This window comes from Aquamicrobium sp. NLF2-7, assembly GCF_022359935.1.
Lineage (GTDB): Bacteria > Pseudomonadota > Alphaproteobacteria > Rhizobiales > Rhizobiaceae > Mesorhizobium > Mesorhizobium lusatiense.
This window is the reverse complement of the sequence record NZ_JAKSED010000001.1, coordinates 865,233-889,083: the sequence shown is the minus strand read 5'-3', so window position 1 is coordinate 889,083 and position 23,851 is coordinate 865,233. Positions and strand designations below refer to the sequence as shown.

Below are 23,851 nucleotides of genomic sequence, written 5' to 3'. Positions count from 1 at the left end.
CCATGGTGGATGACAACGAACTTGGAAAGCTTGGCGCTGCAGCCGTCCCACGGGCAAGCCCGGAGGCGCGGGTGCGCGCACTGCATGCGGCCATGCAGGCATTCGACACGGAAGAAGAAATTTCTGCAGCCCCCCAAGGATCGGCCGGGAAGCAACGTCTCATGGACCGAGCACGCAAGCTCTGGAGAGACGTGATGCAGAAAAAACTGATTGCCGTGCCGGCCCTTGCCGGCCTCGTTGCCCTGCCCATCGCCGGCTTTACGGCGCTTCACCTGTTGCAGGAACAGCCATTCGCCACAGGCAGGCAGCAGCCGCAGCCCGTTGCGGATGCGAGTGATGAGGTCGCCAGCGCGCCCCATGCTGAGACAACGGCGGTGCTGGAGCGCGCCGCAGAACAGACCGAGGCGGCGGACGCTGAACCGCAGCCTCAGCCGGCGCCTTCCGCAACGACGTCCGAGCGGCTGCTGGCCGCGCCGTCGGGCGCACCCGCCAAGGCTCTGGCCGAGCATAGCGCGGTGGCGCAGCTCAATCACCGCACCACCATGCAGCGTGCGCCGGTGGTGCCTCCCATGCCGGAACCTCTGGTATCGCCTCAGCCGAATCGCGACCGGATCGGCAATTTCGACAGCAATCCGGTGCGCTCTGTCGCAGAGCAGCCCGTTTCCACCTTCTCCGTCGATGTCGATACGGCTTCCTATGCCTATGTGCGCCGTTCGCTGAAGGAAGGTGTGCTGCCGCAGGCCGATACTGTGCGGGTCGAGGAGATGGTCAACTACTTCCCCTATGACTGGAAAGGGCCGGATTCTGCCGAAACACCGTTCAATGCAGATGTTTCGGTCATGCCGGCGCCGTGGAACAGCGCGCACCGGCTGATGCATGTCGCCATCAAGGGGTATGACGTGCAGCCGGCCGAAAAGCCGAAGGCGAACCTCGTGTTCCTGATCGACGTGTCCGGTTCCATGAACGAGCCCGACAAGCTGCCGCTGCTGCAATCGGCCTTCCGCATGCTGGTCAACCGGCTGGAGGCGGACGATACCGTGTCCATCGTCACCTATGCGGGCGATGCCGGAACGGTGCTCGAACCCACCAAAGCATCGGACAAAGCGAAAATCCTTGCGGCCATCGATACCTTGCAAGCCGGCGGCTCGACGGCTGGAGAGGCGGGCATCCGCGAGGCCTACCGGCTGGCGAAGCAATCCTTCGTGGAGGGCGGCGTGAACCGGGTCATGCTGGCCACCGACGGTGATTTCAACGTCGGCCAGAGCGACGACAGCGAGTTGAAACGTCTCGTCGAAGGCAAGCGCAAGGCGGGAATATTCCTGTCGGTTCTGGGGTTTGGGCGCGGCAACCTCAACGACAGCATGATGCAGACGATCGCCCAGAACGGCAACGGCACAGCCGCCTATATCGATACGCTGGCGGAGGCAGAGAAGGTGCTGGTTCAGGAATCCGCCTCGACGCTGTTCCCGATCGCCAAGGATGTGAAGATCCAGGTCGAGTTCAATCCGCAGAAAGTCTCCGAATACCGGCTTATCGGATACGAGACACGCGCGCTCGCCCGCGAGGACTTCAACAATGATCGCGTCGATGCAGGCGACATCGGTTCTGGCCATTCGGTCACCGCGATCTACGAGATCACGCCCAAGGGCGCAGAGCAGAGGATCGATGACCTGCGTTATGGCGAAGCTTCGACGGACAATGGCGGTGTCGCCAATGCGGACGAATATGCCTTCGTGAAAATCCGCTACAAGCTGCCCGAAGAGGACCTCTCGAAACTGATCACCCGACCGGTGACGGCGGCGGACGAAGTTTCATCCTTCGATGCGGCAAGCGAGGATCAGCGATTTTCGGTCGCCGTTGCGGCATTCGGCCAGAAAATGCGTGACGAAGGTGAACTCGAGGGCTTCGGCTATGACCGGATTTCACAGCTGGCGGCAGCGGCGCGTGGCGATGACCCGTTCAGTTACCGCTCGGAGTTTCTTTCTCTGATACGGCTGGCTGAGGCGCTTTCGGCCGGCAACTGATCGTTAGCCGTTCCCCGAGGAAGCCGGCTTGCTATCAGCCGGCTTCGTCGGGATCGTTAAAATGCAATCTTTTCGGAACATGCCATCGAAATTCCTTCCGGTGTATGCCTTTGTTTCAGAGGCAGGGGCTTTCTTATGCGCATCGATGGAAACACAGGACCGGGAACTTACGCGGGTCGCGAAGCCGTCGCGAATGTGCGCAGCAGCTCCGAACAGATGGGCAGCGCCGTGCAGGCCGCACGCCAGACGGCGTTGTCCGCGCTCACCAATGTGCGCTTCGGCGAGATGCTGGAACGCCTCTCCGATCCGCGCAGCAGTGAGGCCCTGATGCTCATGTCCCGCAATGCAGGCCAGGCCAGCGATGCGTCCGTGTTCTCCAGCTATGCGGAGTTTGGCGACTAAAGCAGGCTGCCATGCCTGATCTGGTCTGGGACCGGAATTGTGCTATGTTCAGTGCATGAATTTGGCTGTGTCCCAGTCTGCGAGATGGTTTGTCGCGGTGACGCCGTCACCGCGCACCCGTCATGCCGAGCTTCTGCGCCTGTGCGCGCGCATTGGCTATTCGCCACCCAACGCTTCCTGAAGCCGTCTCCCGGAACAGTTGCCGGACAGATTCAGGAAACAAGGGTAACATCATGACCTATCAGAATTATTCGCTGAAGCAGCTTCAGCAGATCGACGCCGCGCACCACCTTCACCCCTTCACCGACCACAAGGAATTGCGCGAGGCCGGTTCCCGCATCATCACGCGGGCAGAAGGGCCGTATATCTTCGATTCCGAAGGCAATGAAATTCTCGACGCCATGGCCGGGCTCTGGTGCGTCAACGTCGGCTATGGCCGCGAGGAACTGGCGCGCGCGGCGTACGACCAGATGAAGGAATTACCCTACTACAATTCCTTCTTCAAATGCTCGACGCCGACGCCGGTTCTGCTGGCAAAGCGGCTGGCCGAGCTGGCGCCGCCAAGCGTCAATCAGGTTTTCTTCGGCTCTTCGGGTTCGGAAGCCAACGATACGGCGCTGCGGCTCGTGCGTCATTTCTGGGCGCTGGAAGGCAAGCCGGAGAAGAACCGCATCATTTCGCGCAAGAATGCCTATCACGGCTCCACCGTTGCCGGCACCTCTCTCGGCGGCATGGAGCCGATGCACCAGCAGCTAGGCGGCGCGGTGCCGAATATCGTCCATGTGATGATGCCCTATGCCTATGAACTGGCCCTGCCGGGCGAGAGCGACCACGAATTCGGCCTGCGCGCCGCAAAGGCGGTCGAGGACGCCATCCTCGAAGCAGGGCCGGAAAATGTCGCGGCCTTCATCGGCGAGCCGATCATGGGGGCGGGCGGGGTCAAGATTCCGCCGATGAGCTACTGGCCGGAAATCGAGCGCATCTGCCGCAAATACGATGTGCTTTTGATGCTGGACGAGGTCATCACCGGTTACGGGCGCACCGGCGAATGGTTCGCCGCGCAATCCTTCGGCATCACCCCGGATACGATTACCACGGCCAAGGCGCTGACATCGGGCTACCAGCCGCTTTCGGCGCTGCTGGTGGGTGACCGTATCGCCGCGACGCTGACGGAGAAGGGCGGCGAGTTCTATCATGGCTATACCTATTCCGGTCATCCGGTGGCCTGCGCCGTGGCGCTCGCCAATCTCGACATCATCGAGAAGGAAGGGCTGGTAGAGCGCGTGAAGAACGACACCGGGCCCCATTTCGCGCAGGCTTTGCGCGAGCGTATCGCCGATCATCCGCTGGTGGGCGAGGTGCGTTCGTTCGGGCTGATGGGGGCGATCGAGATCGTCAGGGACAAGGCGACGAAGGAGAGGTTCGAGGGCGAGGGCCGCGCCGCGGTCGTGGTTCGTGACCACGCCATCGCCAACGGGCTGATGCTGCGCGCCACCGGCGACACCATGATCCTGTCGCCGCCGCTGATCTGGACCCGCGAGACCATCGACCTTGCCTGCGAGCGGATCGGCAAGGCGCTCGATCTGGCGTACAGGGATCTGTTCGCCTGATTTTCCAGCCTTGAGAAACCGCCGCTGTTTTGCGGCGGTTTTCCTGCCGCGTGATCCGTAAGAAGCAAAAAACCGCGCTCTGTGGGGAGCGCGGCTTTGCCGGATACGCTGGATGTTTCGCTACTCACACGCTGCGAAACCTGAAACGCTTCTCTGAACTTTCCGCTTCGGTACGCATAACCTGATCCGAAGCGTGGGGCGGTCGCCCGCCTTCGGATATGGTTTTACCGCGACATCGTTACCGTGAGGTTAGCAAGAGCTTAATCAAACCTAAATTTGCAATATTTTTCATGGCTTAGGCTTGAACGCAGAGCGTGCATTCCGATTGCGATCATGCAACTGAGGGACGAAAAAGCGACGTCCCCCAAGGTTTGGTTTCAGCCGGTTTTGCCGCGCAGGAACTCGACAATGCCGGAAAAATCCGTTCCTCCGCCGCCCTGTGCATTGAACAGGCCATAGAGCTGTGCGGCTTCGGCGCCGAGCGGAGTTGCGGCGCCGGCGCCCGGTGCGGCTTCCTGCGCCAGCTTCAGATCCTTCAGCATCAGTGCTGCTGCGAAGCCCGGCTTGTAACTGTTGTTGGCGGGCGAAGTCGGCACCGGACCCGGTACCGGGCAATAGGTGGTGAGCGACCAGCACTGGCCGGACGAGGTCGAGGCCACATCGAACAGCGCCTGATGTGACAGGCCAAGCTTCTCGCCCAGCACGAAGGCTTCCGCCACGCCGATCATGGAGATGCCGAGGATCATGTTGTTGCAGATCTTGGCGGCCTGACCAGCGCCATCGCCGCCGCAATGCACGATGCGCCCCGCCATGGGCTGCAGGATCGGCTTGGCGCGGGTGAAGGCTTCATCCGCGCCACCGCACATGAACGTCAGCGTGCCGGCGGCAGCACCGCCCGTGCCGCCCGACACCGGAGCATCGACGGAGACGTGGCCATGTTCTGCTGCGATGGCGTGAGCCTTGCGTGCCGACTCCACATCGATGGTGGAGGAATCGATGAACAGCGTGCCGGGCTTCGCAGCCGGGGCGATCTCTCCATAAACGGCGACCACATGCTTGCCGGCCGGCAGCATGGTGACGACGACATCGGCATCGCTGACGGCCGAAACCGCATCCTGCGCGACAGTCATGCCGTTTTCGCGAGCCGTGGCAAGGTTTTCGGCCATCAGGTCGAAGCCCACCACCGTGTGGCCTGCCTTGACGAGGTTGGAGGCCATGGGGTTGCCCATATTGCCAAGGCCGATAAAGGCGATCGTGGTCATCTGTTTTCCTCCGAAACGGGTAAAAAAGCGCTGCATGGGGCAGGGCCGTGGAAAGGCCCGGTCCGCAACTTTGTTTGTGTTATCTGCCGATCATGTGGCGGGCGATGATCAGGCGCATGATCTCATTGGTGCCTTCAAGGATCTGGTGCACGCGCAGATCACGCACCAGTTTCTCGATGCCATAGTCGTGCAGATAGCCGTAGCCTCCCAGAAGCTGAAGCGCATCGTTCGCCACCCTGAAGCCGGTGTCGGTTACGAAGCGCTTGGCCATAGCCGACCATTTGGACGTGTCATGGGCTTTCGCATCCATCTTGGCGGCGGCCGTGTAGAGGAAGATGCGCGCTGCCTGAAGTTCCGTTTCCATGTCGGCGAGGCGGAATTGCAGGGCCTGGAACTGATCGATGCTCTTGCCGAAGGCCTTGCGCTCGCCTGCATAGGCCAGAGCCTTGTCGAGCGCGGATTGCGCGCCGCCCAGCGAGCAGGCGCCGATGTTGAGGCGACCGCCATCAAGACCGGACATGGCGATGGAAAAGCCCTTGCCTTCCTGCGCCAGCATGTTGGCGGCCGGCACCCGGCAATCCTCGAACACGACCTGCCGGGTGGACTGCATGTGCCAGCCCATCTTGTGCTCATTGGCGCCGAAGGAGAGGCCGGGCGTGTCCTTTTCGACCACGAATGTCGAGATGCCTTTCGGGCCGTCTTCGCCGGTGCGCGCCATCACGACATAGATCTCGCTATCGCCGGCACCGGAAATGAACTGCTTGACGCCGTTCAGCACATAATGGTCGCCGTCGCGCACCGCTTTGGTGCGCAGGGCCGCCGCATCGGAACCCGAGCCAGGCTCGGTCAGGCAATAGCTTGCCAGCCATTCCATCGAGGTCAGCTTCGGCACGAAGCGCTGGCGCTGTTCCTCGCTGCCATAGCGGTCGATCATCGACGCAGCCATGTTGTGAATGGAGATGAAGGAGGAAAAGGCCGGGCATGCCTGCGAAAGCGCTTCGAAGACGAGCACCGCATCCAGGCGCGAAAGGGCGGAACCGCCCACGTCGTCGCGCACATAGATGCCGCCGAGCCCGAGCGGGCCGGTTTCGCGAATGACGTCCGTGGGGAAGTGCTTTTCCCTGTCCCATTCCAGCGCGTGAGGGGCGACACGATCCTCGGCGAAAGCGCGCGCCATCTCCTGAATGGCCCGCTGATCCTCGGTCAGCTCGAACTGGTTTTCATGGCTCGAAACAGCGCCGTCCATCGCGTCCTCCGGTCTATCGGCGGGCCGTCATTTTGCTCGCCGGCAATGCTTGGCTAAGAATGCGTGACACTCTAGACCAATGAAGAGGTCGCGCAACCCAACCTCAAGCGGAGCGGCTGTGCAAAAATTAAAGATCAGGATAGTGCATGCTGGCACAAATGCATGAGCCACTTCGCTGGAAAGCCGTGCTTTGACGGCGCGGGCGATCATGTTGCAGGGCACCGGCTCTGATGTCGGCAAGACCGTGCTGGTTGCCGGCCTGTGCCGGGCAGCGCTTCGGCGCGGGCTGAAAGTGCGGCCGTTCAAGCCGCAGAACATGTCGAACAACGCAGCCGTTGCCGACATTCCGGGTGAATCCGGCTCCGGCGAGATCGGGCGCGGGCAATGGCTGCAGGCGCTGGCCTGCGGCGTTGCACCAACCGTGCATATGAATCCGGTTCTGCTCAAGCCACAGACGGATATCGGCTCGCAGGTGGTGGTGCAGGGCAAAGTGCTGGGCGAAGCACGCGCCCGTGACTACCAGACCCTCAAGGGCCAGCTCATGGATGCCGTGATGCAATCGTGGGCGAAGGTCGGCGAGGGGGCCGATCTCGTGATCGTGGAAGGAGCCGGTTCGCCGGCGGAGATCAACCTGCGGCCGCGCGACATCGCCAATATGGGCTTCGCCACCCGCGCCAACGTGCCGGTGGTGATGGTGGGCGATATCGATCGCGGGGGCGTCATCGCTTCGCTGGCCGGCACCCATCTCATTCTGCCCGAAGAGGACCGGCGCATGGTGGCCGGTTACATCATCAACAAGTTTCGTGGTGATGTCAGCCTGTTTTCGGACGGCATTGAAGCGATTGCAAAATTCACCGGGTGGTCTTGTTTCGGGGTGGTGCCATGGCTGAAAGCCGCCTCGCGCCTTCCTTCCGAGGATTCGGTCGCTCTGGAACGTCTGGCTGCAGGCGAGGCGCGGGCATTGAAGGTGGCGGTGCCGATGCTGTCGCGGATCGCCAATTTTGACGATCTCGATCCCCTGCGCGCCGAGCCGCAGGTCGAAGTGGCGTTCGTGCCGCCGGGGCAGGCATTGCCCGAAGATGCCGGGCTGGTCGTCATTCCGGGCTCGAAGTCGACCATCGCAGATTTGATGCAGTTCCGGGAAAATGGCTGGGATCGCGATCTGGAGGCGCATCGCAGGCGTGGCGGACAGGTCGTCGGCATCTGCGGCGGATACCAGATGCTTGGCCGCAAGGTGCGTGATCCCGACGGGATCGAGGGTGGCGTGCGCGAGACGGAGGGGCTCGGCCTGCTCGATGTCGAGACGGTGATGGAGCCTGAGAAGACCGTGCGCAACGTCAGCGCCCGCTCCGTTGCCTTCGGCCTGCCGCTGGAAGGCTATGAGATCCATCTCGGACGCACTGGGGGGCCGGATTGCAGCCGGCCGGTCGCAGAGATCGAAGGGGTGGCAGATGGCGCGACTTCGGCAGACGGCAAGGTATTCGGCACCTATCTGCACGGGCTGTTTGCAGCCGATCGTTTTCGCTCGCTTTTCCTTGAAAGCCTTGGTGTGAAAGGCTTCGTGTCCGACTATCGCGGCGAGGTCGAGCGGGCGCTCGATGATATTGCAGAAGAGCTGGAGGCTTGTCTGGACTGCGACGCCATCTTTGCGCTGGCGCGGTAGTTTCTACATCCCCAAAACCACACGCAGCGGATTGGCCGGGTCGGCCAGCAGCTTTATGGCAAGCACTACACAGGAGATGACCAGCAGAGGCTTGATCAGGCCGGCACCCACGCGCATCGCCAGCGTCGCACCCAGCCTTGCGCCGAGAAACTGCGCCACGCCCATGATCAGGCCGATCTTCCAGTAGATCACCCCGGCAATGGCAAAGATGCCGAAGGCGCCGACATTGGTGGCGAAATTGAGCAGCTTGGTGTGGGCTGTGGCCTTCAGCACCCCGTATCCGGCCAATGCCACGAAAGCCAGCATGTAGAAGGAGCCGGTTCCGGGGCCGAACAGCCCGTCATAGAAGCCGATGGCCGGCACTACCGTGAGCCCGAACAGAAAGGGCGACATGCGCTCGGTGCGGTCGAGATCACCCATGTTGGGCTTCAGGGCGAAATAGAGCGCGATGGCGATGAGCAGGACGGGAAGGGCAGCCTGCATGATTTCAGCCGGCACGATGGTGGCCGCAACCGCACCCAGCGCGCTGCCGATCAGGGCACAGGCGGCGGCGGGCAGTTGCTTGCGCAGGTCCACATGCCCCTTGCTCGCATAGGCCAGCGTTGCAGAGCCCGATCCGAACAATCCCTGCAACTTGTTGGTGCCAAGCGTTTCCACCGGCGGCATTCCGGCAAGCAGCAGGGCCGGAATGGTGATCAGTCCGCCGCCGCCCGCGATGGAATCGATGATGCCGGCAAGAAAGGCGGCCAGCGCCAGCAGGGCCACGGTATCGGCGGCGAGTTCGAACATGATTGCACCGTGGGAAAGAAGCGGCGGGGTTTTCAGCTTTCCATCATATGGAGCATGATTGCGCAATGGCCACACCCTTCGTTCATGTCGATCCATGAGAGGTGAAAGCGGATTCCCCTTTGCGCCGCGATGCTCTAACTATGTCGGCATTGCCGCATGAGGGGGCCTGCCAATGGCGTTCGCGTTTCTGGACCATATCCGCAACATGTTCGAGGGGGACCCCGGCGTTCGCAAGGTGGCCGACGATCCGGTTCTCTCCGCCGAGCTGCTGATGTTGTTTCGCATGATCCTGGCCGACGGTTCGGTCAGCGACAGCGAGATGGAAACTTTCCGCCGCATCTGCCGCGATGCTTTCGGCATTCCTGAAAGCAGCGTCGATGCCGTCATCGAGTATCTCAACGAGGCGGGATACGAGACGACGGGCGCGCAGGCGATCGCGCTGTTTCGCGATCTGCCGGTCGAGCGCCGGCGCGTTCTTGCCGGCCATATGGTCGAGATCGCGAAAGCCGACGCCAGCCTTGCCGCGAACGAGATCAGGCTGCTGAAGCGCACGCTGGAAGTGCTTGATGTCGATCCGGCAGACGTGGTGAAGGCCAGAAGCTGAGCTGGAGCGTTTCCGCGTTTCGTCTAAACGCAGAAACGCTTCGCACTTTTGCCGGAATTGCTTAAAGCGTGTTGCGATCTTTCAGATTCGCTCCTTACGCTTTAAGTTGCTGTTTTTACGCATGTCGTTATCCCGAAACCGGTTCCCACTTTCGGGCGACATGCTTTAGCCCTGCTCACGCAGCCGGCGCGCCAGCACGCGGCTGAGGTCCGGAGCGGCGGCAACCAGCTCTCGTGCCGCGCCCGATTGCGGGTTGTCCAGCACATCGTGCGTGGGGCCGCGCTCGACGATGCGGCCTTCCTCCATCACCATCACCTCATCCGTTATGGCCCGCGCGACGGTGAGATCATGGGTGATGAACAGGTAAGCGATGCCAAGGCGCGCATTCAGATCGGCGAACAGGTCAAGGATCTGGGCGCGGATCGACACGTCGAGCGCCGACACCGGCTCGTCGGCGACCACCAGCTTCGGCCGCGTGATGATGGCGCGGGCAATCGAAATGCGCTGGCGCTGGCCGCCGGAGAATTCGTGCGGATATTTGTCGAGCGCGTCCGATCCGAGGCCGACTTCGGCAAGTGCCGAGGCGACCATCTCGCGGCGTTCCACCTTTGATGGCTTCTTTTCAAGAAGATGCAGCGGCTCCGCCACCAGCTTCTCGACCCTCTGGCGGGGATCGAAGGAGCCGTAGGGGTCCTGAAACACCACCTGCATGTTGCGCCGCGCCGGCTTCAGGTCGGCCTCGCTCATTCCGGTGAGGCTTTCGCCCGCAAAGCGGATTTCGCCGGCGGTTGGCTTGTCCAGCGCCAGCACCATGCGCGCCAGCGTGGACTTGCCACAGCCGGAGCGGCCAACCAGCGCCACCGAGCGGCCGGGCGCGATGGAAAACGACACATCGTCTACGGCGCGGGTGGGTGCGCCGCGCCGGAACAGGGAAAGCCGCCGGCCGGGATAATCGCGGGTGAGCTTTTGGACGACAAGTAGCGGGGCTTGCGTGTTGTCGGGCTTGTTGCGCGTGGTTGTGGCGCGGATTTCCGGCACATGGGTCGAGGCCTGCGCCAGCTGCCGCGTGTAGGGGTGCGTCTGGGCTGAGAGCACCTGTGCGGTCTCGCCGTCCTCCATCACCTGTCCGTTGCGCAAAATGCTGATGCTGTCGGCCATGTCGGCGACGACGGCGAGGTCGTGCGAGATCAGCAGCAGGCCCATGCGGTTTTCCGCCACCAGATCGCGCAAAAGGTCGAGCACCTGCGCCTGCAGCACAACGTCGAGCGCCGTGGTCGGCTCGTCGGCGATCAGCAGCCGGGGTTTCAGCGCGCAGGCGATGGCAATGACCACGCGCTGACGCTGGCCGCCGGACAGTTCATGCGGAAAGCGCGACAGCGGGAATTTCGTCTCCGGCAGACCGACGCGGTCGAGTATCTGGCGTGCGCGCTCCTCGGCGTCCGCCCGGCTGGAGCGCGTGTGCCAGCGTATGCCCTCAGTCACCTGTTCGCCAATGGTCTTGAGAGGGTTGAGCGCGGTCATCGGTTCCTGGAACACCATGCCGATGTCGTCGCCGCGCAGCGTACACATGTGCTCTTCGCCGGCTTCCAGCAGATTGGATCCGTCCAGCAGCACACGTCCGGACGTGCGGGCGGCGTGGGGCAGAAGCTGCATGACGGTCAGCGCCGTCATCGACTTGCCGGAACCGGATTCACCCACCAGCGCCACGATCTCGCCTTGCCCAACGGAAAGGTCGACGTCCTTCAGGACCGGCACGGCCCCGATGGAAAGCGACAGCTTCTCGATCTCGAGCAGGCTCATCGGCGCCGCCTCGACTTCGGATCGAGCAGGTCGGCGATGCCGTCGCCCAGAAGGTTCAGCCCCAGAACGGTGATGACGATGGCCATGCCGGGAAACAGCGCCATCCATGGGGCGATGGTCATGCGCGTCTGGGCGTCGAACAGCATGCGTCCCCAGCTCGGCATGGGCGGTTGCGCGCCGAGGCCGAGATAGGAGAGGCCGGCTTCCGCCAATATGCCGAGCGCGAACTGGATGGTTCCCTGCACCAGCAACTGATTGGCGATGTTCGGCAAGATGTGCTCGACGGTGATCAGCGCCTGGCCCTTGCCGGCGGCGCGGGCGGCCAGAATGAACTCGCGCGGCCACACCGACAGCGCGCCGGCCCGCGCCACGCGGGCGAAGACCGGCACGTTGAAGATGCCGATGGCGATGATGGCATTGACGGCGCCGGGGCCGAAAATGGCGGTGATCATGATCGCCGACAAAAGCGCGGGAAAGGCGAAGACGAGGTCGTTCAGCCGCATCAGGGCTTCATCCAGCAGGCCGCCACGTGCCGCCGCGAACAGGCCGAGCGGCACGCCGATCCCCATGCCGATGCCGACCGCCACCAGCGCCACGGCAATGGAATTGCGCGCACCCACCATGATCATCGAGGCAATGTCGCGGCCGAAATGGTCGGTACCGAACCAGTGGACGAGCGAGGGCGCCTGCGTCCGGTCGGCCACCATGAGTTTCGTCACGTCATAGGGCGTCCACAGGAAGGAGACGAGCGCCATCAGGGCAATCAGACCGGTGATCACGCAGCCGGCCAGCAGGGAGCGGTTGGTGAGCGCCTTCATGCCCGGTTCCCCATCATGCCCGGTTTCTGAGTCGGGGATCGACCAGCGCATAGGACAGGTCGACGATCAGGTTGACGGCGATGACAGTGGCGACAAGCAGCATGACCACGCTTTCCACCACGATCAGGTCGCGCTGGGTGATGGCCTGAAAGATGAGGCGGCCAAGACCCGGCAGGTAGAACACGTTCTCGATGATGATGGTGCCAGCGAGCAGAAAGGCGAATTGCAGGCCCATGATGGTGACGACCGGGATCAGCGCGTTGCGCAGCGCATGGCCCCAAAGCACCTTGCGCCACGGCATGCCCTTGGCGCGGGCGGTGCGGATGTAATCTTCCGACAGCACATCGACCAGCGCCGAGCGGGTGACGCGGGCGAGGATGGCGGCCTGCGGCAGGGCAAGCGCAAGCGCCGGCAGGATCAGGGCTTTAAGAGCCGGCCAGACGCCGGCGCTCCATCCCGGAAAACCGCCGGCCGGCAGCCAGCGCAGCCAGACCGCGAACAGATAGACCAGTAGCAGCGCGAACCAGAAATTGGGCACGGCCACGCCAAGCTGTGCCGCGCCCATGGATATCGCGTCACCGGCCCTGCCACGCCGCGACGCGGCATAGAGCCCGACCGGAATGGCGATTACCGTGGAGAGCGCCAGCGCGATCAACGCCAGCGGCAGGGAGACGGCGAGCCGCTCCGTAATCAGATCGATGACGGGCACGGAGTAGGTGTAGGAACGGCCAAGATCGAGCGACAGGAGATTGCCGGACCAGTGCAGGTAGCGCTGCACCGGGCCGCCATCAAGCCCCATCTGCTGGCGCAACTGATCGACCTGCGCTTCGCTGGCATTCATGCCCAGCATGACGCGCGCCGGATCGCCCGGCACGATCTCCAGCACCGCGAACACCACCACGGAAGCCAGCGCCAGCGTGATCGCGGCGATGGCGAGGCGTTTCGCGAGATAGGCCGTCATCGGATGGAGTGTCCGATGCGGGGATTGGCGCTCAGTCCGTCCACCGCACCTTCGTCACATCATTGGCCTGAATGGGAGCGTCCTTCCAGAAGCCTTCGAGTTTGGCGTCCCATACACCCACTTTCGGCAGTTCGTAGAGGAAGCCGACCACGGCATCGTCGGCGAGGATTTTCTGCGCCTGCCCGAGCAGCTCGTTGCGCTTCGCCTCGTCGGAGATGAGGTTCAGTTCGCTGATCACCTTGTCGAAGGCCGGATTGTCGTAATTGAAGTAATAGTCCTTGCGCGCATAGATATCGATGTCGTTCGGCTCGGTGTGCGAGACAATGGTGAGGTCGAAATCCTTGCGGGTGAAGACCTGATCCAGCCATTGCGCCCATTCGACGGGAATGATTTCGGCTTCGATGCCGACCTCGCGCAATTGCGAGGCGATGATCTCGCCGCCGAGACGCGCATAGGAGGGCGGCGGCAGCTTGATGGTGGTCCTGAAGCCATTCTCCAGCCCGGCTTCCTTCAGCAGCTCCTTCGCCCTGGCGACATCATGCGGATAGGTGCCGGTGAGGTCCACATAGGCTTTCGATGCAGGCGACTGGTGCGAGCCGATGGGCGTGCCGAGACCTGCCGAAGCGCCGTCGATGATCGCCTGCCGGTCGAGCGCGTAGGAAATCGCCTGCCGCACCTGCAACTTGTCGAAGGGCGCTTTCTTGTTGTTCATCGTCAGCAGCGTTTCGCCCTCGGTCGCGCCCACTTCCACCTTGAAGCGCGGATCGCCCTCGATCTGGGCGACGCCATCTGGCTGGAAGAAGGGGAAGGCCTGAACGTCGCCGGAAAGCAGGGCGGGCACGGCGGCTGCGGCATCGGGAACGATGCGGAACTCGACCTTGTCGAGATAAGCGGGCTCACCCCAGTAGCTGTCCGCCTTCGCCAGCCTGATGGATGCACCCTTGGCCCAGCTTTCGAAGCGGAACGGGCCGGTGCCGATCGGCTTTTCCTTGTTGGTGCCGGCCGATTCCGGCGCCACGATCACCGCGTCGCCCCAGCCCATATTGTAGAGAAAAGCGCCCTGCGGATGCCTGAGCGTGATTTTTACCGTGACCGGATCGACGGCTTCGACGCTGTCAATGGCCTCGAACAGGATCTTCTGGGCGTTGACCGAATCCGCGGCGCGGGCGCGGTCGAGCGAGAATTTCACGTCTTCGGCGTCGAAATCGCTGCCGTCATGGAATTTCACGCCGCTGCGCAGCCTGAAAGTGTAGACCGCGCCGTCGTCGGAAATCTCCCAGCTTTCGGCCAGCGCCGGCAACACCTCGCCGGAAGGTCCGATGCGGGTCAGCCCCTCGAACACGTTGGCATACAGCACTTCATCGATGGCTGCGGCGGCACCGGCGGTCGGGTCGAGATGAGGCGGCTCCAGCGGAATGCCGATGACGAGATCCGTACGCGCGGCGAAAGCCGGCAGGCTCAGTGCTGTCGCGATCGCTGCCGCAGCAAGGAAAGATGTCCAGGATTTCATCGGTCTTCTCCCTGTCTCCCGATGTGGCGGATCAAAGCGCGGAATCGCCCCTGAGTAAATCGCCTTTGTCACGCTTTTTGTGCATTGCGGTATGGCGCGTCAATGTGCGCCGCCGCGCAGCAGCACGTTGAGGCCGATGGCCATGACCTTGGCTGCGTCCACCATGTCGTCGATGCCGACCCATTCATCGGGGCGGTGGGCCAGATCCAGAATGCCGGGGCCATAGGCGATGCAGTCATAGAGGTGGCCTAGCCGCGCGACGTGCTTCTGGTCATAGGTGCCGGGCGAAATCACATAGTCCGGCTCGCGCTCGAACAGCGCCATGATTCCTTTCGCCACCGCCCTGACCACCGGCGCATCGCGCTCGGTCATGGTTGGCTGCACTTCCATCAGGTCGCGGATTTCGTAGTCGAATTTCGGGCGATCGCGCTTCAGCCGATCGAGAATCGAGACGACTTCGTGCTTCACGTCGCCGATCTTTTCTTCCAGCAGAAAACGCCGGTCGATGGTGAGGCGGCAGCGGTCGGGCACGTTGGGCGAGGGCAGGCCGGGCCGGAAATCGTCGGTCTGGCCGCCATGGATGGAATTGATGTTCATGGTCGAGCGCCGCGCGCCCTCCGGCACCACGGGCATGACCGTGCGCTTGGCGTCCAGCGCCGGAAACAGCTCATCCTCGAAGGCTTGCAGCACCGCGCCCATGTGGCGCACGGCGCAGTCGCCAAGGAAGGGCATGGAGCCATGCGCGATCTCGCCCTTCGTCTCGATCTCCGCCCACCACACGCCGCGATGGCCAAGGCAGATTCGTTCCTTGTTAAGCGGTTCGGGGATGATGACGTGATCGACTTTCGGTGGCGAAAAATAGCCGAGCCTCGCCAGATGGGCGACGCCGCCGAAGCCGCCGGATTCCTCATCCACAGTGCCTGAAATCTCGATGGCACCCGGAAAATCCGGATAAACCTGCATGAAGGCAAGGGCGGCGATGATGGAGGAAGCGAGCCCGCCCTTCATGTCGCAGGCGCCCCGGCCATAGACGCGGCCATCCTTCACCACGCCGTCGAAGGGATCGACCGTCCAGCCGTCGCCGGCTTCAACCACGTCGATATGCGAATTGAAATGCACGGTCGGGCCGCGCACGCGCCCGTCGAAGCGGGCGATCACATTGGTGCGCGGATAGCGATCGGTGTCGCCGGGTGCGCCTTCGCCACGGATATACTCGACCCCGAAGCCGTGCCGTTTCAGGTAGTCTCCGATGAATTCCGCGCAAGGCGTGTAGGCTTCTCCCGGCGGATTGACGGTTGGGAACCTGATCAGTTCCCTTGTCAGCGCCGTCACCTCCTCGCGGCGCGCTTCCACGGCTTCAAGCAGCTTTTCAGGCAGGGGAACTCGATCTTGCATGGCAGCAGTTGAGCAAGGATCGGGGGGATTTGGCAAGCCGTATGTTCAGCAAGGCAAAAGGCATCAATGTCGCGCATTGTGTCAGTAAATTCTCAATAAATAGGGAAGATCATCGCAAGGTGATGTCCGGGAAACAAGAAAATGTAGAGACTTTAGCGAACAAGGGCTGAAAGAGGGGAGTGTCCGATGCAGAAAATCATGATTGCCGCAGCCGCGTTGGTTGCGATGATGCTGGGATCTCCGGTTCAGGCAATTGCCGGAATGCTTGAGGCGAAGGTGAGCATTTCCTCCCAGACCATGACGGTCAGGAAACACGGCCGCGTGCTCTACACATGGAAGGTCTCCACGGCGCGCAAGGGCTATGTCACGCCGCGCGGAACATGGCGGCCCAAGCGCATGCACAGGATGTGGCATTCGCGCAAATACGACATGTCTCCGATGCCCTATTCGGTCTTTTACCATGGCGGCTATGCCATCCACGGCACCGGTGCTGTCAAACAGCTGGGCCGGCCTGCCTCGCATGGCTGCGTGCGGCTGCAGACCGGCAATGCGGCGACTTTCTATGCGCTGGTGCGAGAGGCGGGCATGAAGAACACCCGCATCGTCGTCACCAACTGAGCTGGCAACCAGAAACGCTCCTGTTCATTTTGTATCCTGTGGCGGGCGTCCGGCATTTCCTTTCCGGCCGCGTCCGGCTACCACTTGGGGCGAGGAGCATTGCCGATGAAACCCAGAGAGCGTGTCGCGCTTTCAAGGCCGGTCGCGCATGAGGTGCGCAAGACCACCTGCTACATGTGCGCATGCCGCTGCGGCATCAACGTCCATATCAAGGACGGCAAGATCCGTTACATCGAAGGCAATCGCGACCATCCGGTGAACAGGGGCGTGCTGTGCGCCAAGGGTTCGGCCGGCATCATGCAGCATTACGCGCCGGCAAGGCTGCGGGCGCCGCTGAAGCGGGTGGGCCCGCGCGGTTCCGGGCAATTTCAGGAAATTTCATGGGATGAAGCGTTGGCCATCGCCGCCGAATGGCTGGGCGCGGTTCGTGCGGACGACCCGAAGAAACTGGCCTTCTTTACCGGGCGCGACCAGTCGCAATCGCTGACCGGTTTCTGGGCGCAGCAGTTCGGAACGCCCAATTATGCGGCCCATGGCGGCTTCTGCTCGGTCAACATGGCGGCGGCAGGTATCATGACCATCGGCGGGGCGTTCTGGGAGTTCGGCGCGCCGGACTGGGAGCGGACAAAGCTGTTCGTCATGTTCGGCGTGGCCGAGGACCATGATTCCAATCCGATCAAGATGGGCATTGCGAAGCTGAAGAAGCGCGGCGCGCGCTTTGTTTCTGTCAACCCGATCCGTACCGGCTATTCGGCGGTGGCCGACAACTGGATCGGCATTCGGCCGGGCACGGATGGCCTGCTGATCCTGTCGGTGGTGCATGAATTGCTGAAGGCGCGCAGGATCGATGTCGATTATCTGGTGCGCTACACCAATGCCACATGGCTGGTGATCGACGCGCCCGGCACGGCAGAGCACGGCCTGTTCGCGCGTGATGGCGAGGGCAGGCCGCTCGTCCACGAAACGGTGACGGAACAGATCGTGCCGGCCGGCACCAAAGGCGCGCGGGCGGGGCTTTCGGGCCGGGTGCAACTTGACGACGGGCGCTTCGCGGTGCCGTCGTTCCAGCTTCTGGCTGAAAAATATCTGGACGACAAATATGCGCCCGAAGCCGTCTGTGCCGAAACAGGGGTCGCGGCGGACACAATCCGGGGGCTGGCGGCGGAAATCGCACGCGTCGCCTTCGAGGAGGAAATCTTCATCGGGCAGCCATGGACCGACATGAACGGCGAACGCCATCAGGGCTATGTCGGTCGACCGGTCTCGTTCCACGCCATGCGCGGGCTTTCGGCTCATTCGAACGGTTTCCAGACCACGCGCGCGCTGCACGTGCTTCAGGTGCTGATCGGCGCGGTGGATTGCCCCGGCGGCTTCCGCTTCGAGCCGCCTTATCCGAAGCCGCTGTCGGCGCATCCGACTCCGCACGGCAAGGCCGAGCATTTCGGCTCCAACACGCCGCTGGCCGGGCCGCATCTCGGTTTTCCGCGCGGGCCGGAGGATTTGCTGGTCGATGAAGCCGGCAACCCCGCCCGCATCGATAAGGCGTTTTCATGGGATGCGCCCATCGCGGCCCATGGCATGATGCATATGGTGATCGCCAACGCCCATGCCGGCGATCCTTATCCGGTCGACGTGCTGTTCATGTACATGGCCAACATGGCATGGAATTCGTCCATGAACACGGCCGGCACCATCAGGATGCTGGAGGAGAGGGACGAGGCGACAGGCGAATATCGCATCCCGAAAATCATCTATTCCGATGCCTATGCCTCGGAAATGGTGGCCTATGCCGACCTCGTGCTGCCCGACACCACCTATCTGGAGCGCCACGACTGCATTTCGCTGCTCGACCGGCCGATCTCGGAACCGGATGCCGTGCAGGACGCCATTCGCTGGCCGGTTCTGGAACCCGACCGCGACGTGCGGCCGTTCCAGACGGTGCTGCTCGACCTTGGTGCGCGGCTTAACCTTCCGGGTTTTTCCGACGGTCTTGGCCGCCCGCTCTACAAGGACTACGCCGACTACATCGTGCGCCATGAGCGGCGGCCGGGCATCGGGCCGCTTGCCGGATTCCGGGGGTTGCATGGCGACAAGGCCGGCAGGGGAGCGGCCAACCGGCAGCAATTGCAGCGCTATATCGAAAACGGCTCGTTCTTTTCAGCGCATATCCCCATGGAAGCGCAGTTCTTCAAGCATGCGAACCAGGCTTATCAGGACTTTGCCGTGCGCATGGGGTTCTTCGATACGCCGCAGCCGGTGACATTCCAACTCTATCAGGAGAATTTGCAGAAATTCCGGCTGTCGGCCGAGGGACTGCGCGCGCCGTTCGCACCCCAAACGCATCGGGAGCGCATATTGCAGGCGTTCGACCCGCTGCCGGACTGGTATCGGCCATTTGGCGAGGCGCTGGTGGACCGCAGTGAATATCCCTATCACGCCGTCACCCAACGCCCGGCCGCCATGTATCATTCATGGGGCTCGATGAATGCCTGGCTCAGGCAAATCCATACGCGCAACCCGCTCTACGTGCCGGGCCCAATCTGTGACGAGCTTGGCCTGAAGGACGGTGACTGGGCGTGGGTGATCTCGCATCACGGCCGCATCCGGGTTGAGGTGGCGCGGATGGAGGCGGTCAACGCCTCGACCCTGTGGACGTGGAACGCCATCGGCAAGCGGGCCGGCACATGGGCGCTGGACGCGAATGCGCCGGAAGCCCGAAAGGGGTTTCTTTTGAATCACCTGATCGCGGACCTTCTGCCGCCGCGTGAGGATGGATTGCGGCTGTCCAATTCCGATCCGGTGACTGGGCAGGCGGCATGGTATGATCTGCGTGTGCGGATCGAAAAGGCTGATGCCGGTGGTATCAGCGAACCGCAATGGCCGCCGGTGGCGCAGCCGGAGCCCGAACCGCATCCGGCCGAATTGCGCTACGGGCAGGAGTGGGCGCAATGACGTCTCTCCCCGGCCTGCCCACACCGAAAAAGCTCGGTCTCGTCATCGACCTCGATACCTGCGTCGGCTGCCATGCCTGCGTGGTCAACTGCAAGGAATGGAACACCGGCGGCTATGGCGCGGCCCTTTCCGATCAGGACCCTTACGGGGCGGAGGTTTCCGGCGCCTGGCTGAACCGGGTGCATTCCTTCGAGGTCGTTCCCGAAGGCGAGGTCGTGGGCGAGGCGGGAGAGGCGCGTATCGTGCACTTCCCGAAATCCTGCCTGCATTGCGAGGCGGCACCCTGCGTGACCGTGTGCCCGACCGGCGCTTCCTACAAGCGCGCCGATGACGGCATCGTTCTGGTCGAGGAAGACAAGTGCATCGGCTGCGGCCTGTGCGCATGGGCCTGTCCGTACGGCGCGCGGGAAATGGACCTTGCCGCCGGCGTGATGAAGAAATGCACGCTCTGCATCGATCGCATCTACAACGAGACTCTGGAGGAAGCGGACAGGACGCCTGCCTGCGTGCGCACCTGCCCGGCCAATGCCCGCCATTTCGGCGACCTTGGCGATCCCGGCTCGGAAGTGTCGAAGCTGGTTGCCGAACGTGGCGGCATCGACCTGATGCCGGAGCAGGGCACGCGCCCGGTGAACAAATATCTGCCGCCGCGCAAGCGCACGCCGCTTGATGCGAGTGCAGGGCTTCTTTCGGAAGACACGACCGATGCCACCGGCTTCTTCGGCTGGCTGGACAAGATGCTGGACAGGATCTGAAATTTGCATCCGGCACCGTCCATCATCCTGTTCACGACCCTTTCCGGCCTTGGCTATGGTCTCGCGGCTATGCTCGGCCTTGGCCTGCTCGATCCGGTCCATATCGCCACCAAGCTGGGCCATGCTTTGGCGCTGATGCTGATCGCGGCGGGGCTTCTGTCGTCCACCGCGCATCTCGGCAATCCGCAGCGGGCGTGGCGGGCGCTCAGCCAGTGGCGCTCAAGCTGGCTGTCGCGCGAGGGGGTAATGGCGATCGCTACTTTTATCCCGCTCACATGGTCGGCATGGCTGGCGATCATCGAAAGCCGCTATGTCTGGCTGCCGGGGCTGCTGGGCACGGTGATGAGCGTCGTCACGGTGATTTGCACCGCCATGATCTATGCTTCGCTTCGTTCCGTGCAGGCATGGAACACGCGGCTGACACCTGCCAGCTTCCTGCTGTTTTCGGCGGCAGGCGGGCTGGTTTTTACGGCGTTTCTGGCAGCCTGTTCCGGCATGCTCACACCGCTGAAGACGGTGGCAGCGCTGGTGATGCTGGCCGTTGCATGGGTGGTGAAGGTGAAATGGCGCGCACGCATGAAAGAGCTTTCGCCCCTGTCCACGCCCGAATCAGCGACGGGACTGGGCTCAATGGGACAGGTGCGGCTGTTCGAGCGTCCGCATATGACCGAAAATTATCTGACGCGCGAAATGGGGTTTCGCGTGGGCCGCAAGCATGCGGCAAAGCTCCGGAACGTGGCGCTCATCGCCGGAGCAATCATGCCGGCAGTGCTGCTTGTCGCCGCTGCCGCGATGGGGCCGGGCGGCGCTTTCGCTATCCTTTTCTCGGCTCTCGCGGCATTGAGCTTCGTCCTCGGCATACTCGCCGAACGTTGGCTGTTTTTCGCCGAGGCCCGCCATGCGGTGATGAACTACTACTGAAAACAGGAAACGGCGGGAATTTCCCGCCGTTTCAGCCTACGAAATCTGCTTTTCGGATTTTACGCTGCGTTTTCCTGAGGTCTCGCGCTTCAGCGCGCAGCCTTCAGGCGAAGCTTTTTGCTCATACAGTTCGCTGCGTATCCGGTTGCCTGAGGTTCCGTTTTTCAGGTCGAAACCCGCTTGTCCTGCGCCAGCTTCAAATGCTGGGCTTTTCGCAGTTTCAGCGCGAGCCGTCTCAATGCGGCAAACCTTTCGCCGGGCTGCGTGATCTTCTGTTCTCCCCAGGGCGTCCAGAGCATTGGGGGGCGATTGCTATCTCTGGTTGTTCTCAATGGAGCCTCCCTGACCAACATTGCACACGCAGTGTAACACATCGCCTGCAAAGGTGAAGTGACGTGACGGGAGGCTATCGAACTAATTTTTCGGCTAAATATGTATCAGGATTGTCCACGCACGGCGCGACGTCTGCCGCTCAGCTGCCAGCGCTTGTGGAACCACATCCACTGGCCGGGATCGTCGCGCACCCAGCGTTCCACCACATCGGTAACCAGCTGGGTCGTGGCCTGTACGTCCACATTTCCCTTCGGGCCGCGCGGCAGGTCGAGCTTTTCCTCGATCTCCAGCCGGAAGCGGTTTCCCGGCAGGCGCACGCAACGGGCGGGATAGACGTCGCACTCGTAATGACGGGCGAGCATGCCGAGCAACGGATTGCTCTGGCAGGTGCGGCCGAAGAAGGTTGTTTCAAGACCGTTGATGAATTTCTGGTCGACCAGAACGCCGACATTGCCACCCTGATCGAGAATCGACGCCAGTGCGAAGGAAGCGCCGCTGAGCGACGGCATGAGTTCGCCCATGCTGGAGGAGCGCATCGACTGGATATAGTCCGCGATATAGGGATTGTTCGGCGGCCGGAACAGGGCGGTCACCTTCATGCCGAAGGTCGCCGCGGCCACCGGCAGCAGCTCGAAATTGCCGAGATGTCCGGTGAAGATGATGTGCGGGCGCTCGTCGGCCGCGATACGCTCGAACAGCGCGATGCTTTCCTTCGACACCTCGATGCGGCCGGGCGTATCGGACCACGGATCGAGATCGAACAGCTTGTCGAGGAAGATGTATTCCGCGCCGAGCCTTGCCATGTTGCCCCACATGTCGAGGGCGATCGCTTCGATTTCGGCTTCGCTCTTTTCAGGGTAGGCCTGCCGCAGATTGTCCAGCGTCAGCCTGTGGCGACCGGTCAGCGGGCCGATGCGGCGGGCAACGCGGCCGGCAAAGTTGAGCGCGCTGTCCGGCGGCAGCAGGCGCAGAGCCGACATGACGCCGATGGCAAGCTTCGCCACCAGCCAGTGCCGGAATTTGCGAAAGCGCAGGGCGGTGCGGAACTTCAGTTCGCGGCGCCAGTTGCCGGTTGAACCGGAGGCCAAGACGGAACGCCCTCAGCCGACGTTGAGGATGATCTTGCCGAACACGTCGCGGCCTTCCATGCGCTTCAGCGCCGCGTCGATACCGTCGAAATCGACGGCGGTATCGATCACCGGATGAACAAGGCCGGCGGCCATCTTCTGCATGGCGTTCGCCATGTTCTCCATGCGGCAGCCGAAGGAGCCGAGCAGCTTGAGCTGCTGCTGGAACAGCATCATCAGGTTCATGTCGGTCGAAACACCGGAGGTGGAGCCGCAGGTGACGAGCCGGCCGCCGCGCTTCAGGCTGAGCATCGAGCCGGCCCATGTGTCCCTGCCGACATGCTCGAACACGACGTCGACGCCCTTCTTCTTCGTCAGCTTGCGCACGACGCCTTCGAAGCGGTCCTCGCGGTAGTTGATGACGTGATCGGCGCCGAGCGCCTTCGCCTTCTCGATCTTGTCGTTGGAGCCGACCGTGGTGATGACGGTGCAGCCCATTTTTTTGGCAAGCTGGATGGCGGCAGAGCCGATGCCGGACCCGCCGGCATGAATCAGGATCGTCTCGCCGGGCTCCAGCTTCGCGTTGTCAAACAGCATGTGCTCGACGGTGCCGAAGGTGACGGGCGCGACGGCGGCGCCAATGGCGTCGACACCGGGCGGAGCAGGCACCAGAAGGCGGGCCGGCAGATTGATCTTTTCCTGCGCGAAGCCATCGAGATGGAAGCCATGCACGCCGGAGACATGCTCGCACAGATTGTCGCGCTTCTCGCGGCAGGCGCGGCACAGGCCGCAGGTGCGCGCTCCATAGATGGAAACGAGCTGGCCGGGCAACAGGTTCGACACGCCGGGGCCGACTGCCTCGACCTCGCCGGAGGCTTCCGCGCCGACGGTTAGCGGCAGCTTGCGCTTGGCGAAGGCCATGCCGCGCCAGCCCCAGACGTCGATGTGGTTGAGGGCGACGGCCCTGATGCGCAGCGTCACCTCACCCTGTCCGGGAGCGGGGGGCGGGGCGATGTCTACCGTTTCCAGACGGCGATCCTCGATGAGTTGCAGTGCGCGCATCGAACGACGCTCCCTATCCATAACAGAACGGGCGGCCAGGCCGCCCCATTCCCAAGAAC

Annotated in this window: 19 protein-coding genes; 9 read left to right on the top strand and 10 right to left on the bottom strand. The window is 62.8% G+C overall.

The window, feature by feature from the left end; translation table 11 throughout:
* Positions 1-2 precede the first annotated feature (2 nt).
* The 3 genes from MIC97_RS04385 to MIC97_RS04375 all read left to right on the top strand — a co-directional run bounded on the left by MIC97_RS04385 (position 3) and on the right by MIC97_RS04375 (position 4,036).
* Positions 3-2,024, top strand: a complete 2,022-nt coding sequence (locus MIC97_RS04385) for a VWA domain-containing protein (RefSeq protein ID WP_239799008.1) — start codon at positions 3-5, stop codon at positions 2,022-2,024.
* Positions 2,025-2,159: 135 nt separating this feature from the next.
* Positions 2,160-2,426: a hypothetical protein gene (locus MIC97_RS04380; protein WP_239799007.1), complete on the top strand. Its 267-nt coding sequence runs from the start codon at positions 2,160-2,162 to the stop codon at positions 2,424-2,426.
* A 233-nt stretch (positions 2,427-2,659) separates the two neighbouring features.
* Positions 2,660-4,036, top strand: coding sequence for an aspartate aminotransferase family protein (locus tag MIC97_RS04375; RefSeq protein WP_239799006.1), 1,377 nt, complete (start codon positions 2,660-2,662; stop codon positions 4,034-4,036).
* A 377-nt stretch (positions 4,037-4,413) separates the two neighbouring features.
* Here MIC97_RS04375 and mmsB read toward each other — a convergent pair whose 3' ends face one another.
* Together mmsB and MIC97_RS04365 are read right to left on the bottom strand one after the other, a co-directional pair.
* Complete coding sequence (mmsB, locus tag MIC97_RS04370) at positions 4,414-5,298, bottom strand: 3-hydroxyisobutyrate dehydrogenase (RefSeq protein ID WP_239799005.1); 885 nt, start codon at positions 5,296-5,298, stop codon at positions 4,414-4,416.
* Between the two features lie 79 nt (positions 5,299-5,377).
* A complete protein-coding gene (locus MIC97_RS04365) occupies positions 5,378-6,544 on the bottom strand; it encodes an isobutyryl-CoA dehydrogenase (protein WP_239799004.1) in 1,167 nt (388 codons plus the stop codon).
* A 208-nt stretch (positions 6,545-6,752) separates the two neighbouring features.
* On the opposite strand from MIC97_RS04365, the gene MIC97_RS04360 reads away from it, so the two are divergent.
* The gene (locus MIC97_RS04360) at positions 6,753-8,207 is read left to right on the top strand and encodes a cobyric acid synthase (protein WP_239801027.1); all 1,455 of its coding nucleotides are present in this window, start codon (positions 6,753-6,755) and stop codon (positions 8,205-8,207) included.
* 3 nt (positions 8,208-8,210) lie between these two features.
* Here MIC97_RS04360 and MIC97_RS04355 read toward each other — a convergent pair whose 3' ends face one another.
* Complete coding sequence (locus MIC97_RS04355; protein WP_239799003.1) at positions 8,211-8,996, bottom strand: TSUP family transporter; 786 nt, start codon at positions 8,994-8,996, stop codon at positions 8,211-8,213.
* Positions 8,997-9,168: 172 nt separating this feature from the next.
* On the opposite strand from MIC97_RS04355, the gene MIC97_RS04350 reads away from it, so the two are divergent.
* Positions 9,169-9,600, top strand: coding sequence for a TerB family tellurite resistance protein (locus MIC97_RS04350; RefSeq protein WP_239799002.1), 432 nt, complete (start codon positions 9,169-9,171; stop codon positions 9,598-9,600).
* Positions 9,601-9,765: 165 nt separating this feature from the next.
* Here the strand turns inward: MIC97_RS04350 and MIC97_RS04345 are convergent, their stop codons facing one another.
* From MIC97_RS04345 to MIC97_RS04325, 5 genes are all read right to left on the bottom strand, one after another.
* Positions 9,766-11,400 carry a dipeptide ABC transporter ATP-binding protein gene (locus tag MIC97_RS04345; protein WP_239799001.1) on the bottom strand — a complete coding sequence of 545 codons (1,635 nt, stop codon included), beginning with the start codon at positions 11,398-11,400 and terminating at the stop codon, positions 9,766-9,768.
* Complete coding sequence (locus MIC97_RS04340) at positions 11,397-12,218, bottom strand: ABC transporter permease (protein ID WP_239799000.1); 822 nt, start codon at positions 12,216-12,218, stop codon at positions 11,397-11,399. Before MIC97_RS04340 ends, MIC97_RS04345 begins: the two co-directional genes overlap by 4 nt.
* A gap of 13 nt (positions 12,219-12,231) precedes the next feature.
* Positions 12,232-13,179, bottom strand: a complete 948-nt coding sequence (locus MIC97_RS04335) for an ABC transporter permease (protein ID WP_239798999.1) — start codon at positions 13,177-13,179, stop codon at positions 12,232-12,234.
* Positions 13,180-13,210: 31 nt separating this feature from the next.
* Positions 13,211-14,689 (bottom strand): ABC transporter substrate-binding protein, encoded by a 1,479-nt coding sequence (locus MIC97_RS04330; protein ID WP_239798998.1) that lies wholly within the window; start codon positions 14,687-14,689, stop codon positions 13,211-13,213.
* Between the two features lie 99 nt (positions 14,690-14,788).
* On the bottom strand, positions 14,789-16,066 hold the full coding sequence (locus MIC97_RS04325) for an acetylornithine deacetylase/succinyl-diaminopimelate desuccinylase family protein (RefSeq protein WP_239801026.1): 1,278 nt from the start codon (positions 16,064-16,066) through the stop codon (positions 14,789-14,791).
* Between the two features lie 204 nt (positions 16,067-16,270).
* On the opposite strand from MIC97_RS04325, the gene MIC97_RS04320 reads away from it, so the two are divergent.
* The 4 genes from MIC97_RS04320 to MIC97_RS04305 all read left to right on the top strand — a co-directional run bounded on the left by MIC97_RS04320 (position 16,271) and on the right by MIC97_RS04305 (position 21,330).
* On the top strand, positions 16,271-16,702 hold the full coding sequence (locus MIC97_RS04320) for a L,D-transpeptidase (protein ID WP_239798997.1): 432 nt from the start codon (positions 16,271-16,273) through the stop codon (positions 16,700-16,702).
* A gap of 105 nt (positions 16,703-16,807) precedes the next feature.
* On the top strand, positions 16,808-19,654 hold the full coding sequence (locus MIC97_RS04315; protein WP_239798996.1) for a molybdopterin oxidoreductase family protein: 2,847 nt from the start codon (positions 16,808-16,810) through the stop codon (positions 19,652-19,654).
* Positions 19,651-20,409, top strand: coding sequence for a 4Fe-4S dicluster domain-containing protein (locus MIC97_RS04310; protein ID WP_239798995.1), 759 nt, complete (start codon positions 19,651-19,653; stop codon positions 20,407-20,409). Before MIC97_RS04315 ends, MIC97_RS04310 begins: the two co-directional genes overlap by 4 nt.
* Positions 20,410-20,412: 3 nt before the next feature.
* A complete protein-coding gene (locus MIC97_RS04305) occupies positions 20,413-21,330 on the top strand; it encodes a DmsC/YnfH family molybdoenzyme membrane anchor subunit (RefSeq protein ID WP_239798994.1) in 918 nt (305 codons plus the stop codon).
* Between the two features lie 437 nt (positions 21,331-21,767).
* Here the strand turns inward: MIC97_RS04305 and MIC97_RS04300 are convergent, their stop codons facing one another.
* Both MIC97_RS04300 and MIC97_RS04295 read right to left on the bottom strand, forming a co-directional pair.
* Positions 21,768-22,751 carry a lipid A biosynthesis lauroyl acyltransferase gene (locus MIC97_RS04300; protein ID WP_239798993.1) on the bottom strand — a complete coding sequence of 328 codons (984 nt, stop codon included), beginning with the start codon at positions 22,749-22,751 and terminating at the stop codon, positions 21,768-21,770.
* A 12-nt stretch (positions 22,752-22,763) separates the two neighbouring features.
* Complete coding sequence (locus MIC97_RS04295; RefSeq protein WP_239798992.1) at positions 22,764-23,792, bottom strand: zinc-binding dehydrogenase; 1,029 nt, start codon at positions 23,790-23,792, stop codon at positions 22,764-22,766.
* Positions 23,793-23,851 lie beyond the last annotated feature (59 nt).